Consider the following 15,400-nt stretch of genomic DNA (forward strand, 5'->3'; position numbering starts at 1 on the left):
GCCTGTCCACCCATGTAGAGAACGAGGCCTATGGACCTGTCGCCAAGAGAAAAGGACAAGCTGCTGATCTTCACCGCCGGCCTGGTCGCCGAGCGCCGCCTGGCACGCGGGCTGGCGCTGAACTACCCGGAGGCGGTTGCCTACATCTCCGCAGCCCTGCTCGAAGGCGCCCGTGACGGGCGCACGGTGGCCGAACTGATGCACTACGGCACCACCCTGCTGAGCCGCGAACAGGTGATGCAGGGCGTGCCCGAGATGATCCCGGAGATCCAGGTGGAAGCCACCTTCCCGGACGGAACCAAGCTTGTGACCGTGCATCAACCGATCCCCTGAGACGAAGCGCAGCGGCCAGCCCGCGCCAATTGCCCCGAGGATTTACCGACATGCAGATTCGCGATGCGAACGAAACCGATCTCGCCGGCATCCTGCAAATCTACAACGATGCCGTCGAACACAGCACGGCGATCTGGAACGAGCAGACCGTCGACCTGGCCAACCGTCGAGCCTGGCTGGCCAGCCACCAGGCCGCAGGCAATGCCGTGCTGGTCGCCGTCGATGCCGAGGCGCAGGTGCTCGGCTACGCCAGCTTCTGTGCCTGGCGCACCCAGGATGGTTTCCGCCAGACCGTCGAACACTCGGTCTACGTGCGCGATGGCCAGCGCGGCAACGGTATCGGCCGCGCCCTGCTGACCCAGTTGATCGAGCGCGCGCGGCAGGCCGACATGCATGTCCTGATCGGTGCCGTCGACAGCGCCAACCGAGACTCCATCCACCTGCACCAGCAGCTCGGTTTCATCCATGTCGGCCAACTGCGCCAGGTCGGGCGCAAGTTCCACCGCTGGCTGGACCTGACCCTGATGCAGCTCACCCTAGGCCCACGCAAGGACAGACCATGATCCCCGGCGAATACCAGATCCAGCCTGGCGATATCGAACTCAACGCCGGTCGCCGCACCCTGACACTGAGCGTTGCCAACAGCGGCGACCGGCCGATCCAGGTCGGCTCGCACTACCACTTCTTCGAGGCCAACGACGCCCTGCTGTTCGAGCGTGAACTCGCTCGCGGCATGCGCCTGAACATCGCCGCCGGCACCGCCGTGCGCTTCGAGCCGGGCCAGCAGCGCGAAGTGGAACTGGTCGACCTGGCCGGCACGCGCCGCGTGTTCGGCTTTGCCGGCCGGGTGATGGGCGACCTGTGAACGATGTCTGTGCCGGAGGAACGGCCTTTGTGTGGATGGCCTGCGCCGAAGCCGGTGGACCCGCTTTGCGTTATGTTCGCTACGGACTGACGCCGACGCTTTTGTAGGGTGGAGGACGCCACCGGCGTTTCCACCATGACCAGGATCGGTGGATGGCTTCGACCATCCACCCTACGCGAGATGGAACCCATGAAGATTTCCCGCCAAGCCTATGCCGACATGTTCGGCCCCACCGTCGGTGACAAGGTGCGCCTGGCCGACACCGAGCTGTGGCTCGAGGTCGAGCACGACTACACCACCTACGGTGACGAGGTGAAGTTCGGCGGCGGCAAGGTGATCCGCGACGGCATGGGCCAGAGCCAGCTGTGCGCCGCAGGCGTGGTCGATACGGTGATCACCAACGCGCTGATCGTCGATCACTGGGGCATCGTCAAGGCCGACGTCGGCCTCAAGGACGGGCGCATCCTCGCCATCGGCAAGGCCGGCAACCCGGACATCCAGCCCGATGTGACCATCGCCATCGGTGGCGCCACGGAGGTCATCGCCGGCGAAGGCATGATCCTCACCGCCGGCGGCATCGACAGCCATATCCACTTCATCTGCCCGCAGCAGATCGAAGAGGCGCTGATGAGCGGCACCACCACCATGATCGGCGGCGGCACCGGCCCGGCCACCGGCACCTATGCCACCACGGTCACCCCCGGTCCCTGGCACATGGCGAAGATGCTCCAGGCCGCCGACGCCTTCCCGATGAACATCGGCTTCACCGGCAAGGGCAACGTCTCGCTGCCGCAGCCGCTGATCGAGCAGGTCGAGGCTGGCGCCATCGGCCTCAAGCTGCACGAGGACTGGGGCACCACGCCGGCAGCGATCGACAACTGCCTGAGCATCGCCGATGCCTATGACGTGCAGGTGGCGATCCACACCGACACCCTCAACGAGTCCGGCTTCGTCGAGACCACCCTGGGCGCGTTCAAGGGTCGCACCATCCACACCTACCACACCGAAGGCGCCGGCGGCGGGCATGCACCGGACATCATCAAGGCCTGCGGCTTTGCCAACGTGCTGCCGTCCTCGACCAACCCGACCCGACCGTTCACCCGCAACACCATCGACGAACACCTGGACATGCTGATGGTCTGCCATCACCTCGACCCGAGCATCGCCGAGGACGTCGCCTTCGCCGAGAGCCGCATCCGCCGCGAGACCATCGCCGCCGAGGACATCCTTCACGACCTCGGCGCCTTCAGCATGATCAGCTCCGACAGCCAGGCCATGGGCCGGGTCGGCGAGGTCATCACCCGCACCTGGCAGACCGCCGACAAGATGAAGAAGCAGCGTGGCCCGCTGCCCGGAGACGGTGCAGGCAACGACAACTTCCGCATCAAGCGCTACATCGCCAAGTACACCATCAACCCGGCGATCACCCACGGCATCAGTCACGAAGTGGGCTCGGTGGAGGTCGGCAAGTGGGCCGACCTGGTGCTCTGGCGCCCGGCCTTCTTCGGCGTCAAGCCGACGCTGATCCTCAAGGGCGGCGTGATCGCCGCCAGCCTCATGGGCGATGCCAACGCCTCCATCCCCACGCCGCAGCCGGTGCACTACCGGCCGATGTTCGGCAGCTACGGCGGCTCGCTGCACGCCAGCAGCCTGACCTTCATCAGCCAGGCGGCGCTGGACGCAGGCGTACCCGAGCAGCTCGGCCTGAAGAAGCGCATCGGCGTGGTCAAGGGCTGCCGCACGGTGCAGAAGAAGGACCTGATCCACAACGGCTACCTGCCCACGATCGAAGTCGACCCGCAGAACTACCAGGTCAAGGCCGATGGCCAGCTGCTCTGGTGCGAGCCCGCCGACGTCCTGCCGATGGCGCAGCGCTACTTTCTGTTCTGACACCGCCGCTCCGACGCCCAACGGGCCTGCACCCTCGCTCGTTGGGCCTCGCAGGCTCGGCGCCAACCTACGCCCTCAGCGCAGCTGGCTGTCCTTGCTACCGCGGCGGTTATAGCCGCTCGCCTGCTTCTGTTCCCGGTCATGTGCGCTCTGGCAGGCTACGCACAGGCGCACACCGGGCAAGGCCTGGCGCCGCGCTTCGGGAATGGGTGCGTCGCACTCCTGGCAATGATTCAGGCTTTCGCCACGCGGCAGCTGCGCGCGGGCTCGCTGCACCGCGTCATCCAGGGTGCTGTCGATCTGCTCCTGCACCGCGCCATCGGTGCTCCAGCCACCGGCCATATCCACCTCCGGGTTCGGGTTCGTCAGAGGGGTTATCGCTCCGCACGCCGCCTGCATGCAAGCGAGACGCCGACCGTAGGGCGCAATAAGCACCGCGCATTGCGCCGTGACCGCACACGACAGTAGCGGCCCTATCCCAAGTCGCCCCACGGCGGATCAAGCCGCCCTACTCGCTACCCGAGCCGCCGCAGCGCATAGCGCCGCGACCCGGCCATACCCGGTTCAGCGCAGCTCAGGCGGAAGTTGCGGGGAGAAACCCCCACCGGTCAGCAGACCGTAGGCGATCCAGAGCACTACCAGTAGATAACCCAGGCGCGGCAACCAGGTTGCCAGCTGCTCCTGGAAGTCCGCCAGCGCCTGGCTCTCATGACGGGCGTGGGTCAGCAGCATGTCGGCCAGAGTGCCGCTGCCTTCGCCGGTGGTGACCAGCGCCACCGCCTTCGCCTTGCCGGGGAAATCGACCAGCTCGCGCAGCGCCGGCCCCAGCGACTGGCCTGCGGCGATGGCCGGCGCTAGGCGCTCGAACTGCGCGCGCAATTCGGCATTGCTCAGGGTCGAGCAGGCCCTGGGCAGGGCGTCGAGCATCGGCACGCCCGCACCGAGCAGCAAGCCCAGGCTGTCAAAGAAGTCGCGTGCATTGCGCCGCAGATAGGCGGGACCGAGCAGGGGCAGCGCGCGCAACAGGCGCCCGGCGCCATCGCCACCCCGCGCCGGCTGCTCCAGCCGCGCCAGCAACCAGCGCACGCCGACCACCAGCGCGGCAACCAGCAACAGGGGCGCCAGTACCGCCCAGACGTAGCCGGCGATCCCCAGCGAACCGCCGATCAGCGCCGGCAGCGGCTGGATGAACAGCGCCAGCAGCAGCACCGCAGCCGGCATCAGCAGACGCGCGCGGACCTGCTTGCGCTCGCGTTCGCGAACGGCATAGCCCTCGGCCAGGCGCCGATACACGGGAGCCGGACTGCCGGCCGTCTGCGCCGCCTGCAGCAGGCTCACTTCCAGTGGCGTGAACAGCTCGGCCAGGGCGCCGGCGCTGGCCAGATCGCGACCCTGATCAAGATGCCGACGCATCCGCTCAAGGCGGGACCCGAACGCCGCCGGTAGCTGCAGCGAGGCGAACGAGCGCTCCGCCGGCACGCCGGCTTGCTCCATCGCCGCCAGGTGATTGAACAGCTCAGCACGCACGCCGACGGGGAGGGGTTTGTTGAGCAGAGCGGGCATCGGCACTGTCCGGCGGTCGGGGATGGACAGTATTGCCGCAAGAGCCTCGGCGCGACAGCCGCCACGGTGCCCGACGTGCTGCAACGCACGCAGCCGATCAATTTTTTCCAGCGGCCCGACGCGCACTTCCCTACAATGCGCGGCCGTTTTTCCCGAGCCCGCGCCATGAACCAGACCGCCGCCAACGCCCTCGGCATCGACTTCGGCACCTCCAACTCGACCGCCGGCTGGTGGCGACCCGGCCAGGCGCCGCTGCTGATACTGGAGAACGATCAGCGCACGCTACCCTCGGTGATCTTCTTCAACACCGAGGAGCGCCGCCCGGCGTACGGGCGCCAGGCGCTAGGCGAGTATCTGGACGGCTACGAGGGGCGCCTGATGCGCTCGCTGAAAAGCCTGCTCGGCTCCAAGCTGCTGAAGAGCGAGACCACCGTACTGGGCAGTGCGATGCCGTTTCGCGACCTGCTCGGCCTGTTCATCGGCGAGCTGAAGAAACGTGCCGAAGCCCAGGCCGGACGCAGCTTCGAGCAACTGGTGCTGGGCCGGCCGGTATTCTTCGTCGATGACGACGCACAGGCCGACCGCGAGGCCGCCGACACGCTGCTGGCGGTGGCCCACAAGCTCGGCTTCAAGGAGGTGTCCTTCCAGTACGAACCCATCGCCGCGGCCTTCGACTATGAGCGCAGCGTCACCCGCGAGGAGCGCGTGCTGATCATCGACATCGGCGGCGGCACCTCGGACTTTTCCATCGTCCGCCTGGCTCCGCAGCTTCGCGAACTCAGCGACCGCGGCGAGGACATCCTCGCCACCGGCGGCGTGCATATCGGCGGTACCGACTTCGACAAGCAACTGAGCCTGGACGGGGTGATGCCACTGTTCGGCTACGGCAGCCGGATGAAAAGCGACGCCTTCATGCCGACCAGCTACCACCTGAACCTGGCCACCTGGCACACCATCAACGCGGTCTACGCGCAAAAGAGCCAGCTGGCGCTGAAGAACATGCGCTACGACATTCTCGACCCGACCGGCATCGACCGCCTGCTGGCGTTGATCGAGCAACGTGCCGGGCACTGGCTGGCGATGCAGATGGAAGACAGCAAGATCGCCCTGACCAGCGAGGCACAGCGCCGGATCGATCTGTCGCGGATCGAAGCGGGACTGGCAGCAGAACTCAGCCGCCAGCTGTTCGACGACGCCATTGCCCCGCTGCTGACGCGCATCCAGGCCAGCGTCGCGGACCTGCTGCAGCAGGCCGGGCTGGCGGGGGAAAGCATCGACACACTGTTCTTCACCGGCGGTTCGAGCAGCATCCCGGCGCTGCGTCAGTGCGTGCAGGCGCTGCTGCCGAATGCCCGGGTGGCCGACGGCGACAGCTTCGGCAGCATCGGCAGCGGCCTGGCGATCGAGGCCAAGCGGCGTTACGGCTGAGCGCGGCTGAACCTGTCCATCCGTGCACTAGTGGAGAGCGGCTGGTGGCTGGCTTCGACCATCCACCCTAGGAAAGGCGGCTCCGCGGGAGGCCGCCCCACGGATGGCCGTCCCACGGATTGGCCGCCCCACGGATGGCCGCCCCACGTAGGGTGGACAACGGCGCAGCCTTGTCCACCAATGACGATGGTTCCGCCCCCATCAACACCGGCACGCGCCAGGTCAGCCGCTATCGTCGAGAGGCCAACGCCAGGCCGCAGCCACTGGCGATGATAATCGCCATGCCGAGCATCGCCGGCAGGTCCGGCACCTGCTCGAACATCAGCCAGCCGACCAGACCGGCGAAGACGATGTTGAGGTAGGTGAAGGGTGCCAGCGCCGCGGCACTGACGTTGCGCAGGGCGTGGGTCAGCAGCAGATGGGCGACCATTGCCAGCGCGCCGAGGCCGAGCATGCGCAAGGCCATGGGCGCGCTTGGCGTTTCCCAGAACCAGGGCAGCAGCAGCCCCAGCAGCAGGGTACCGACCAGGCTGGAGAGGAAGTTGCTGGAGACCGCATGGTCGGTGCCGCTGAGCCTGCGGGTAATCAGTTGATAGGCGGCAAAGCAGATCGCCGCGAAGAACGGCAGCAGGACCGCCGGGGTGAACAACGCCCCGCCCGGCCGCACGATCACCAGCACGCCGATCAGGCTGCAGGCCAGCGAAATCCACTGGCCGCGACCGATGCGCTCGCCGGTCAGCGCCGAATACAGCGTCAGCATCAGCGGCGCCAGGAAGATCACCGCGGTGGCCTCGGCCTGCGGGATGTAGTGCAGCCCGCCGATGAACAGCAGGCTCACCGCCACCAGGCTGACCCCGCGTGCCAGCTGCAGCCAGGGCCGCCGCGTGTGCAGGATGCGCAGGCCCATGCGCGGCGCAAAGATCAGCACCATCAGCAGACTCTGCGACAGGTAGCGCGCCCAGATCACCATCACCAGCGGATAGATGCCGGACAGGTAGCGCGAGCCGCCGTCCTGGGTCGCCAGCAGAATGCCGGCCGCCATGATCAGCAGCACGCCGAACAACAGTGGTCTTGATTGGTTCACAGCAACTCCGGCCTGGGCGCAGGAACTACAGCGCGCCGCAGCGATTATGCCCGCAACCCTGACCGACTGGACAGGACGCGCTTGCCAGCCGTCACAACCGCCGGGCAGAATGCGCGCTTTTTTGCCGCCCCCCTTGCCATGTCCCAGATTCGCTCCATGACCGCCGCCGACCTGCCTGCGGTCATGCAGATCCAGGCGCAGTGCTACGCGCCGAGCCTGCTCGAAAGCGCCGCGGTGATCGCCCGCCGCCTGCACAACAACCCTCAGCAGTGCTGGGTCGCCGAAGACACCTTGGGCGTCTGTGCCTACCTCTTTGCCTACCCCTCGAAACTGGGCAGCATCACTCCGCTGGATGGTGATTTCCCGCGCCACGCCGCGCCCGACTGCCTCTACCTGCACGACCTGGCGGTGGCCAATCGCGCAGCCGGTCGCGGCATAGGTCCGCAACTGGTGGCGCACGGCCTCAACCATGCCCGCGATCAGGCTTTGCCCTGGTCGGCGCTGGTTTCGGTACAGGACTCGGCCGGTTTCTGGAATCGCCAGGGTTTTGCCCAGGAACCGACCCTGGATGAACGCCAGCGCGGCGTGCTGCAGAGCTACCGGATACCGGCGCGCTACCTGGTTTGCCCGCTGGTCGAAACGGCCTGACTCGGAGTCAGGGCAGTTCGCCCAGCGGCCATTAGACTGCAGCCTCCACCACCCCTGGAGTGCTGCAATGAAACTCGGCCCGTTGTTCCCCGCTACCCTCGCGCTCTGCCTGCTCGGCTGCGGCGCCGGTGAAACCGCCGCTGTGGCCGATCTGCAGGCGCGCCAGGCCGAACAGGCACAGCAGCAGGCGGCGCAGATCCAGCAGCAGCTCGATGCGCTCAACAGCCAGAATCAGCAACGCCTGGAGCAGCTCGAAGGCCGCTGAGGCGGCGAATCAGCGCGTACGCCAGCCAGCCGAGCAGCGCGCAGAGCAGTACCAGATCCATCTGCCAGAGCAACAGGGCAACGAGTTCGACGTCACGCCAGGTGTTGCCCAGGCAATCACGGGCGATGCTCGACACCAGCAGCCAGCTTCCCAGCAGAAAAGTCGTGACATGCGCCAAGGCCAGCCAGCGCAGACGCCGCAGCGGCAGCGCAGCAAGGAACGCCAGCAGCGCCGCGAAGCCGCCCAGCGCCAGCCACTCGTGCACAGGTGCCCCCAGCCCGCAGACCTGCACCAGCCAGCCGAAACGCTGCTCCAGCAGCCGCGCACCGAGCAACCCGTAAAGCAGCCCCAAGCCACCCATCTGCGCCGTGGCGAGTAGTGCGGCGAGCGCCAGCTGGCGAACAATCAGCGATAACACAGGGGCCTTCCTGTCATGAAAAATGCCGCCGCACCATAGCGCAGCCCGCGCGCTTGTGTCGCCGCCAGCGTCACGCCGGCGTTGTTATGATGCGTGCCCCATCCTCTTCAAGGACGAATCCATGGTCACCCGCTGTGCCTCCTGGCTGCTTCCCGCCCTCCTGCTCCTGGCCAGCCAGCCCTGCCAGGCCGTCGACTTCGACATTCAGTGGATGCGCCTGACCAAGACTGCGCAGCTCGACGCGCCCGAGGTCCCCGACAGCGCCAGTTCCGGCTCCCTGTTGCTGGCGGTCGAGGACGGCGACCCGCTGCCCCACAAGACGCTGCTCAGCGCTCACCAGGGCCTGTACTACCTGAATCTCTATCGCGACGCAGACTACCGCGAACGCAGCCACAAGCTCGGCCCGCTGCCCCTGTTCAGCGCTGAGGAATACCGCCGTTGCCGCGGCGAATATTCAAGCCCGGACGTCTCCAGCTGGGCTGGCGAATTCAGCGTTGCGCCAGGTCTGCTGCTACTCGGCTACAGCATCTATTGTCCGGGCGCGGAGCAACCCGGCGCCTGGCAGAACGACCGCTTCGTACTGGTCGACGGCCGCATGCCCGGTACGCCGCTGCTGGCGGTAGGGCGTGCCACCCGCATCGACAGCATCGAACTGCAGCCCCTGCAAGCACTGCCCGCCACGACCGACCGCGACTGGTTGGCGCGGCTCAACGCCCCCGATGGCGGACGCCACTATTCGCTGCCGAGCCAGCCTACGCACTTCACCCTTGCTCCGGCTGCAGACAGCAGCGCCGCCAGCGAGCAGAGCGCGGATCCCGAACTGCGCGAACTGCGCCGCCTGCATGCCGAGGCCTTCGCGCGCAAGGGCGATGCGCAGAGCCTTGCGCCACTGCGCGAATTCCTGATCCAGCACGACTACCGGCAGATCGGTGTGCACGCACGGGACACGCCGCGCCTGCTCAACGACATCGCCTTCTGGCTGGATGCCGCTGACGACCCGCAAGCCGCCAGGCCGCTGCTCGAGGAAGTGCTGCGACGGGAGCCCGAACGCATCGCCGTGCAGCTCAACCTGGCCGATATCGACTGGAAGCTGCACCTGGCCTACCCCAACCACGCCGCCTCCCTGGCGCGCGCCCAGGAACGCTACCGGCTCTACTGTGGTCGTCGCCTGGCGCGCGGCCTGGCCGTGCCGGAGCGGGTGCTGCAGCGTCTGGCGCTCGAGCAGGCCAGCGAAGAAGCCTGTCGACCACATTGGCCGCTGCTCGACGCAGTCGCAGCAGACGACCTTGCCCTCGTCGAGCGCCTGTTGAGCAAAGGCATCCCCGGTCACGTCGTGGGCGACGATGGGCTCACCGCCCTGTCGCTGGCGTTGCGCACACCGAACTTCCCGATCGCAGAGCGACTGGTCGCCGCCGGCGCGCGGCTCGATGGCCTGTACGGTTCGCGGACACAGCTCGGTCTGGCCCTGCAGCAGGACCTTGGCGAAGATCCGCAACTGCAGCTGGCGCCACGTTTGCGCTTCCTGGCCGAGGCCGGCGCACCGCTCGAGGAGCCGGAGCTGAACGACCGGCACCTGCTCCTGCAGTACGCCGGCAACCCGCGTGAGCTGGCGATCTTTGCCGAACTGCTGCGCCACCCGCAGGATCTCGACCGACGCGACAAGGACGGCGAGAACGCCCTGGCCAGGGCTCTTTCCGCGGGCAACTTCCAGGCAGCGGACATGCTGATCGCCGCCGGCGCCCAGGTGAACCAGCTGTATGACGGCCGCCTGAACTGCGAAAGCATGGATACCCGCTATAGCCCGCTGCAGTTGCTGGCCCAGTCGCTACACATAGGTCACTACGACACCGCCGAATACCGTCGCGCCAGCCTGCAGAGCTTCGCCAGTCTGCTGGCGCTGGGCGCCGATCTCGGACAGGGACAGCGTTGCGGCCTCAAGGGCGAGAGCATGCTGCTGGCAAGGCTGGTGCTCGTCGGCCGTGCCGACCTGATCGAGCTGCTGGACAACTTCGGCCCGCCGCACAGCCCTCTCGATTATCGAATCAGCGAAGGCGCCATCCGCGAACTGCGCCAGACCAGGGGCCAGGAGCCGAGGCAGGAGCAGGTCTGGGCGGCGCTGCTGGCCGCGCTGAAGCGCGGCGTACCGATCAACCCGCCCAGCGCACCGGGCAGCCGCCCCGCCGACCCGGAGCTGTTCGCGGCACAGCAGACCTGGCTGCCTGCCGAGCGCTATGCCGCGCTGCTGCAACAGGGGGCCGATCCCTGGGCGACCAACGCACGCGGCCAAAGCGCACTGCTGAAACTGGTCGAGGAAGGTCGCGAGGAGCATCTGCAGGCACTGGCGCAAACCCTGCAGGGACGGCCGCAATACGCGAGTCAGTGCGCACGGCCACTGCTGGACATTGCCGACAGCCTGACCCGCAGCGGCCGCAGCGCTTCACCGGCAATCCAGGCGCTGGTGACGCAGATGCTCGACAGCGACTGCGACCCGCTGCAGGGCACCGAACCAGCCAATCGCAGCGCGCTGGCCGAACGCCTGAGCATCGGTCTCAGCCGACTGGACGACACAGACCTGATCGCCCGCCTGGAACAGCGATTGAAAGACCTGCAGCAGTAGCCCTTCTCCCTCCGGGAGAAGGTGGCGCAGCGCGCCGGATGAGGGATGGCGCGGCCTGCAGGGTGCCCGACGTGACCTGATTCGGCAGCGGCAGCGAGTCGCCTGAAGCGCCCCTCACCCGCCTTCGGCACCCTCTTCCGATGGCGGGGGAAAAGCCGCGTTACTCGGCGAGAAACTCCAGGGTCGCCGCCAGGGTGCGTTGCGGGTCTTCCTCGTGGGGCACGTGGCCCAGCTCGTCGAACATCACCAGACGGCTGCCCTCGATGTCCTTGTGGAAGCGCTCGGCATTGATCGGCGCAACCAGGCCGTCGCGGCCGCCCCAGATGATCAGCGTCGGCGCCTTGATCTCACGGATGCGGGTGGGGTCGACGCCAATCGCCCCCTGCTGGAAACGTGCACGCAGCGCGGCGCGGTTGCCTTCGCGGCGGGCCAGGTCGTAGTAACGATCGATCAGCGCTTCACTCGGCTTGCTCGGGTCGCCATAGACGTTGCGTACGCTCGATTCGACCAGCGAGCGTGGCAGGATGCGCGCCATGATCGGTTCGAGACCCGGCGTACTGGCCAGACGGAAGCCCAGCGGCACCGAGGTGGATTCGCGCGGGTAGCCGGACGCATCGACCAGCACCAGGCGCTCGACGCGCTCGGGGTGGTCGACGGTGAACTGCCAGGCCAGCTGGCCGCCGAAGCTGTTGCCGGCAATGCTTGCCCGCGGCACCTCGAGACGATCCAGCACCTTGGCCAGGAAGGCGCTGTAGTGCGCCAGTCGATAATCGCCATCCGGGAACGGTCCGGTCAGCCCGAAGCCCGGCAGGTCGAGGCTGATCACCCGGTAGCGATCCTGCAGCCCGGCAACCCAGTCTTCCCAGGTGTGCAGGCTCGCCGACGTACCGTGCAGCAGCACCAGCACCTCGCCGTCGCGCAAACCCTGGTCGCGCACATGCACCTGCATGCCCTCGACCTCGATGAACTGCGAAGGCTCCGGTGCCCACTTCGCCTTGAGTTCTTCCACTGGTACATCCGGCGCCCAGGTGAGCGCCACGAAGGTGGCAAACAGGACTCCGAGCAGGAGCAGCAGATAACCGAGCAGCTTGGCGAAGGTTTTCATCGCAGGGACAAGTTCCACAACAGCAGGATGGACGGCCACTCTAGGGGATGGGCGAAACGCCAGCAGTCACCCATTCGGGTGAATCGGCACGCATTCACGAAAGCCTGGACGCCACACACTGCCGACCGACGTCCGGCGTGCAGCTGCCTATTCTCCGTGCAGCGCGAGGATGGACAGACCTTCGCGCCTGCGCCCTGGCAGGCAGACCAGGGCTGCGTCCCGACATGCGTCGTCGTCATCAGAGCCCCGCGTCAGCCAGACGCTGCGCATGCTCGGTGAACAGGCCGACCGGATCGGTGCCCGGCGGCACCTTGCCGCGACTCTGATTGACGATATCGAAGTGATCCAGCGGGTAGTCGGAACGGATCACCTTGCCCAGGTGCGAGCTGAAGCGACCGACCAGACCATCGTTCTGCGCGCGTTCGCGGACGAAGTGCTGTGCATAGACCCGGCAGCTGTAGGAAGTCCAGTCGAAACGGTTGCCGCCTTTATCGGTGATGCCGGCCTGCAGCGTGCCGGACCAGGAGTAGTAGCGCACGCCATTGACCTCCTCCGCACCTTCGCCGCCCCACTGTTCGGGCAGGCCCTGGGGATGACGCAGATTGAAGGCGGCCACCCCTTCGCTGCTCAGTGAATCCTGCGAGGCGCGTGGATCGATCGGTAGGCGCGGGCCGCGATAACCCACCTCGAACCAGGACCAGAGCAGCCCCAGCCAGCGCATGAACAACGTCAGCAGCCGCTCGGCAAAACTCCCGCGCGGCCTGCTGCGCTGCAGATGGTCGGCCAGCTCCGAACCCTGATTGGGGCCCGCCACCGAGGTCACCGACGCGACCCAGTCGGGCCGCAGCGATGCAGCGTAACGTGCGGTCAGGGCGCCGTGACTATGGCCGATCAGATTGACCTTCTGCGCGCCGGTCTCGCGCAGGATCTGTTCGATCCGCGCCAGCAGCTGTTCGCCACGCACTTCGGTCGAATTGATTGGCGACACCAGTACCGGAAAGACCCGCGCGCCACCGCGGCGCAGGGCTTCGACGATGCCGTACCAGTAGTGAAAGCCGAGCAGACTGATGAAACCGAGCAGGCCTGGAACCAGGACCAGGGGATAGCGGGGACTGGCTTTTTCCGCACTCACGCGATGGCTCCTCGAGGAAGAGCCGATGGCTCCGGAAGGGCTCTAGAGTACGAGCTTGAAAATGGAAAGCACAGCTGCAAGTCCGAGCAGAAACACCAGGCTAGGGGTGCCACCCAGCATCTTCGGCATGACCGATTCCTCATCGTCAGAAGGTGGGCATGGGACGCTGACTCCATGGTCAGGTTCCACCACTGGGCGACGAGCGCTGGCGAATGTGACTCAAAAAACCTCCCGACGCCCCGTCCTCACGGGGCGTCGACCGCTGGTCAGAAGATCAGGGCAAACAGGCCTATGACCACGACCAGGCCAATAAGGAAGATGATGCCTACGGTACCGGTGAGAAATTTCAACATGGGTGTTTCTCCTGTTCGGATCAGGCGACGCGTAACGCGTCGATGAGCTCGGCCTTACGCATGCGCGAGCGGCCGGTGATGCCTTGACGGGCTGCGCGCTGCATTAGCTCGTCCTTGGTCAGCCTGTCCAGGCTACCGCTCGAACGAGCCGGCGCCTGGTTGGGCGAGTGGCCCTTCCGGGTCGCTACCGCGCGACGCGCAGAGTCCTTGCGCGCGGCCGATTTGGCTGCAGGACTCTTGCGCTGCCCGGACCCGCCCTTCTTCTCGCCACCACCACTCTGCTTGTTGACGGTGGCCCAGGCACGCGCTTCGGCTTCGGCCTCGGGAATACCCTTGGCCGCATAGCTCTGCTCGATGTGCTCGGCCTTGCGCTTCTGCGTTTCGGTGTATTTGTCTTTCTCGCCACGTGACATGGGAGCCCCTCCTGCATTTCAAGTGCACTCAGGGGGTGTGACGCAGGGGCCAGGCAATGGTTCGCCGCGGCCGGCTGGGCGGCTCACATGGCGATGGGGCGCGCGGCAAGTGTTCCTGCCACGGCGCTGACCCGCAGCCGCGTCGCCTGTGGCTGCGCCAGAAGCGCCTCGGCCAGTACCGGCTCCAGCTCGCGACGCAGACGCCGGACCAGGTCGCGGGCACCGAAGCGCGGGTCCTGTCCGCTACACAGCAGGTGCTGTGCGGACGCATCCAGCTCTACCTGAATGCCACGACGACCCAGACGCTGGTTGAGCTTGCCCAGCTCGATCTGCAGCAATGCGCCGAGATGCTCGCCATCGATGCGCTCGAAGGTCAGCACGCGGTCGATGCGGTTGATGAATTCCGCATCGAACTGCCGATGCAGCGCCTGCTCGACCACTTCCGCCTCGCCACGCGGACGCAGGCCAAGCAGCCGTCGCCAGCCGCGGGCGAAGCGCGCGCGATGGTCCCAGGCTTCGCGGGCGCCGAGGTTGCTGGTCATGAAGATCAGGCAGTTGCGAAAGTCCAGGGTGCGGCTGCCGGCCGTCAGCGTCAGGCGGCCGCTGTCGAGCACGTTGAGCAGGCTGCGCAACACCTCGCTGCTGGCCTTCTCCAACTCGTCGAAAAGAACGATGCCGGGGCGGCTGAAACTGCCGGCGATGGCTTCGGCGTCGAACAGCGTGGTGCCCTCCTTGCTGCCGACATAGCCTGGCGGCGCGCCGGTCAGTGCCGCGGCGTAATGCTCCTGGGACAGGGTGTTCATGTCGATGCGGCAGAAAGCGTCCGGCTTGCCGTGGATGGCCTCGGCGATCAGCCGCACGATCTCGGTCTTGCCGACCCCGGTCGGGCCGAGGAACAGGGTAACCGACAGCGGCCGTGCCGGATCACCCAGATCGGCCTTGAGCGACTTGAGCATTGAGTCCATCTGCGCCAGCACGGCCTCCTGGCCGACGATGCGCGAGCGCAGCAACGCCATGACCTGCGCCGGCTCGAAGACAAAGCGCGACTGCAGGCGTCCCGGAGTGGGCGCGGCCTGGGCGGCTTCGGCCAGACGTTCGCGATTGTGTTCGAGCAGATCGTTGACGAACGGCATCGGGAGCTCCTGGTTAGTGGTTAGAGGAAGCAGCGAGTCGCCCGTACCCTCCCTCACCCGCCTTCGGCACCCGCTCCTGGCGGGAAAAGGAAAAGTCATGCTGCCGCGCTGCACCGAGAGCCCCTCCCGGCATTGGCGAGCTGCGCCGTACAG

At 66.9% G+C, this 15,400-nt stretch carries 17 protein-coding genes; 8 read left to right on the forward strand and 9 right to left on the reverse strand.

Annotated elements, in window-relative coordinates; all coding sequences use genetic code 11:
• Positions 1–30 precede the first annotated feature (30 nt).
• The 4 genes from ureA to ureC all read left to right on the forward strand — a co-directional run bounded on the left by ureA (position 31) and on the right by ureC (position 3,088).
• Entirely contained in the window at positions 31–333 is a 303-nt protein-coding gene (gene ureA / locus DBO85_RS01860) for an urease subunit gamma (protein ID WP_108104720.1), read from the forward strand.
• 50 nt (positions 334–383) lie between these two features.
• Positions 384–896 (forward strand): GNAT family N-acetyltransferase, encoded by a 513-nt coding sequence (locus DBO85_RS01865; RefSeq protein ID WP_108104722.1) that lies wholly within the window; start codon positions 384–386, stop codon positions 894–896.
• On the forward strand, positions 893–1,198 hold the full coding sequence (locus tag DBO85_RS01870) for an urease subunit beta (protein WP_108104724.1): 306 nt from the start codon (positions 893–895) through the stop codon (positions 1,196–1,198). Before DBO85_RS01865 ends, DBO85_RS01870 begins: the two co-directional genes overlap by 4 nt.
• Positions 1,199–1,387: 189 nt before the next feature.
• The gene (gene ureC / locus DBO85_RS01875) at positions 1,388–3,088 is read left to right on the forward strand and encodes an urease subunit alpha (RefSeq protein WP_108104726.1); all 1,701 of its coding nucleotides are present in this window, start codon (positions 1,388–1,390) and stop codon (positions 3,086–3,088) included.
• Between the two features lie 75 nt (positions 3,089–3,163).
• Here ureC and DBO85_RS01880 read toward each other — a convergent pair whose 3' ends face one another.
• A complete protein-coding gene (locus DBO85_RS01880) occupies positions 3,164–3,430 on the reverse strand; it encodes a DksA/TraR family C4-type zinc finger protein (RefSeq protein WP_108104728.1) in 267 nt (88 codons plus the stop codon).
• 222 nt (positions 3,431–3,652) lie between these two features.
• The gene (locus DBO85_RS01885) at positions 3,653–4,651 is read right to left on the reverse strand and encodes a type II secretion system F family protein (protein WP_108104730.1); all 999 of its coding nucleotides are present in this window, start codon (positions 4,649–4,651) and stop codon (positions 3,653–3,655) included.
• Between the two features lie 165 nt (positions 4,652–4,816).
• Between DBO85_RS01885 and DBO85_RS01890 the strand changes: the two genes are divergently transcribed.
• The gene (locus DBO85_RS01890) at positions 4,817–6,079 is read left to right on the forward strand and encodes an Hsp70 family protein (RefSeq protein WP_108104732.1); all 1,263 of its coding nucleotides are present in this window, start codon (positions 4,817–4,819) and stop codon (positions 6,077–6,079) included.
• Between the two features lie 229 nt (positions 6,080–6,308).
• On the opposite strand, the gene DBO85_RS01895 is transcribed toward DBO85_RS01890, so the two are convergent.
• The gene (locus DBO85_RS01895) at positions 6,309–7,163 is read right to left on the reverse strand and encodes a DMT family transporter (RefSeq protein WP_267895596.1); all 855 of its coding nucleotides are present in this window, start codon (positions 7,161–7,163) and stop codon (positions 6,309–6,311) included.
• Positions 7,164–7,319: 156 nt separating this feature from the next.
• Between DBO85_RS01895 and DBO85_RS01900 the strand changes: the two genes are divergently transcribed.
• Positions 7,320–7,811, forward strand: a complete 492-nt coding sequence (locus DBO85_RS01900) for a GNAT family N-acetyltransferase (RefSeq protein WP_108104734.1) — start codon at positions 7,320–7,322, stop codon at positions 7,809–7,811.
• Positions 7,812–7,878: 67 nt separating this feature from the next.
• Entirely contained in the window at positions 7,879–8,076 is a 198-nt protein-coding gene (locus tag DBO85_RS01905; protein ID WP_108104736.1) for a hypothetical protein, read from the forward strand.
• Here DBO85_RS01905 and DBO85_RS01910 read toward each other — a convergent pair.
• Positions 8,030–8,494, reverse strand: a complete 465-nt coding sequence (locus DBO85_RS01910; RefSeq protein WP_108104739.1) for a hypothetical protein — start codon at positions 8,492–8,494, stop codon at positions 8,030–8,032. The genes DBO85_RS01905 and DBO85_RS01910 overlap by 47 nt on opposite strands.
• A gap of 121 nt (positions 8,495–8,615) precedes the next feature.
• On the opposite strand from DBO85_RS01910, the gene DBO85_RS01915 reads away from it, so the two are divergent.
• Positions 8,616–11,111 (forward strand): ankyrin repeat domain-containing protein, encoded by a 2,496-nt coding sequence (locus DBO85_RS01915; protein ID WP_108104740.1) that lies wholly within the window; start codon positions 8,616–8,618, stop codon positions 11,109–11,111.
• Positions 11,112–11,271: 160 nt separating this feature from the next.
• On the opposite strand, the gene DBO85_RS01920 is transcribed toward DBO85_RS01915, so the two are convergent.
• The 5 genes from DBO85_RS01920 to DBO85_RS01940 form a co-directional block, all read right to left on the reverse strand.
• On the reverse strand, positions 11,272–12,216 hold the full coding sequence (locus DBO85_RS01920; protein ID WP_108104742.1) for an alpha/beta fold hydrolase: 945 nt from the start codon (positions 12,214–12,216) through the stop codon (positions 11,272–11,274).
• Between the two features lie 238 nt (positions 12,217–12,454).
• A complete protein-coding gene (locus DBO85_RS01925; RefSeq protein ID WP_108104744.1) occupies positions 12,455–13,348 on the reverse strand; it encodes an esterase/lipase family protein in 894 nt (297 codons plus the stop codon).
• Between the two features lie 266 nt (positions 13,349–13,614).
• The gene (locus DBO85_RS19810) at positions 13,615–13,701 is read right to left on the reverse strand and encodes a small membrane protein YohP (protein ID WP_108104746.1); all 87 of its coding nucleotides are present in this window, start codon (positions 13,699–13,701) and stop codon (positions 13,615–13,617) included.
• Between the two features lie 20 nt (positions 13,702–13,721).
• On the reverse strand, positions 13,722–14,114 hold the full coding sequence (locus tag DBO85_RS01935; RefSeq protein WP_108104748.1) for a Rho termination factor N-terminal domain-containing protein: 393 nt from the start codon (positions 14,112–14,114) through the stop codon (positions 13,722–13,724).
• A gap of 83 nt (positions 14,115–14,197) precedes the next feature.
• Positions 14,198–15,247, reverse strand: a complete 1,050-nt coding sequence (locus DBO85_RS01940) for an AAA family ATPase (RefSeq protein ID WP_108104750.1) — start codon at positions 15,245–15,247, stop codon at positions 14,198–14,200.
• Positions 15,248–15,400: the final 153 nt, after the last annotated feature.

This window comes from Pseudomonas mangrovi (assembly GCF_003052585.1).
Classification (GTDB): Bacteria; Pseudomonadota; Gammaproteobacteria; order Pseudomonadales; family Pseudomonadaceae; genus Aquipseudomonas; species Aquipseudomonas mangrovi.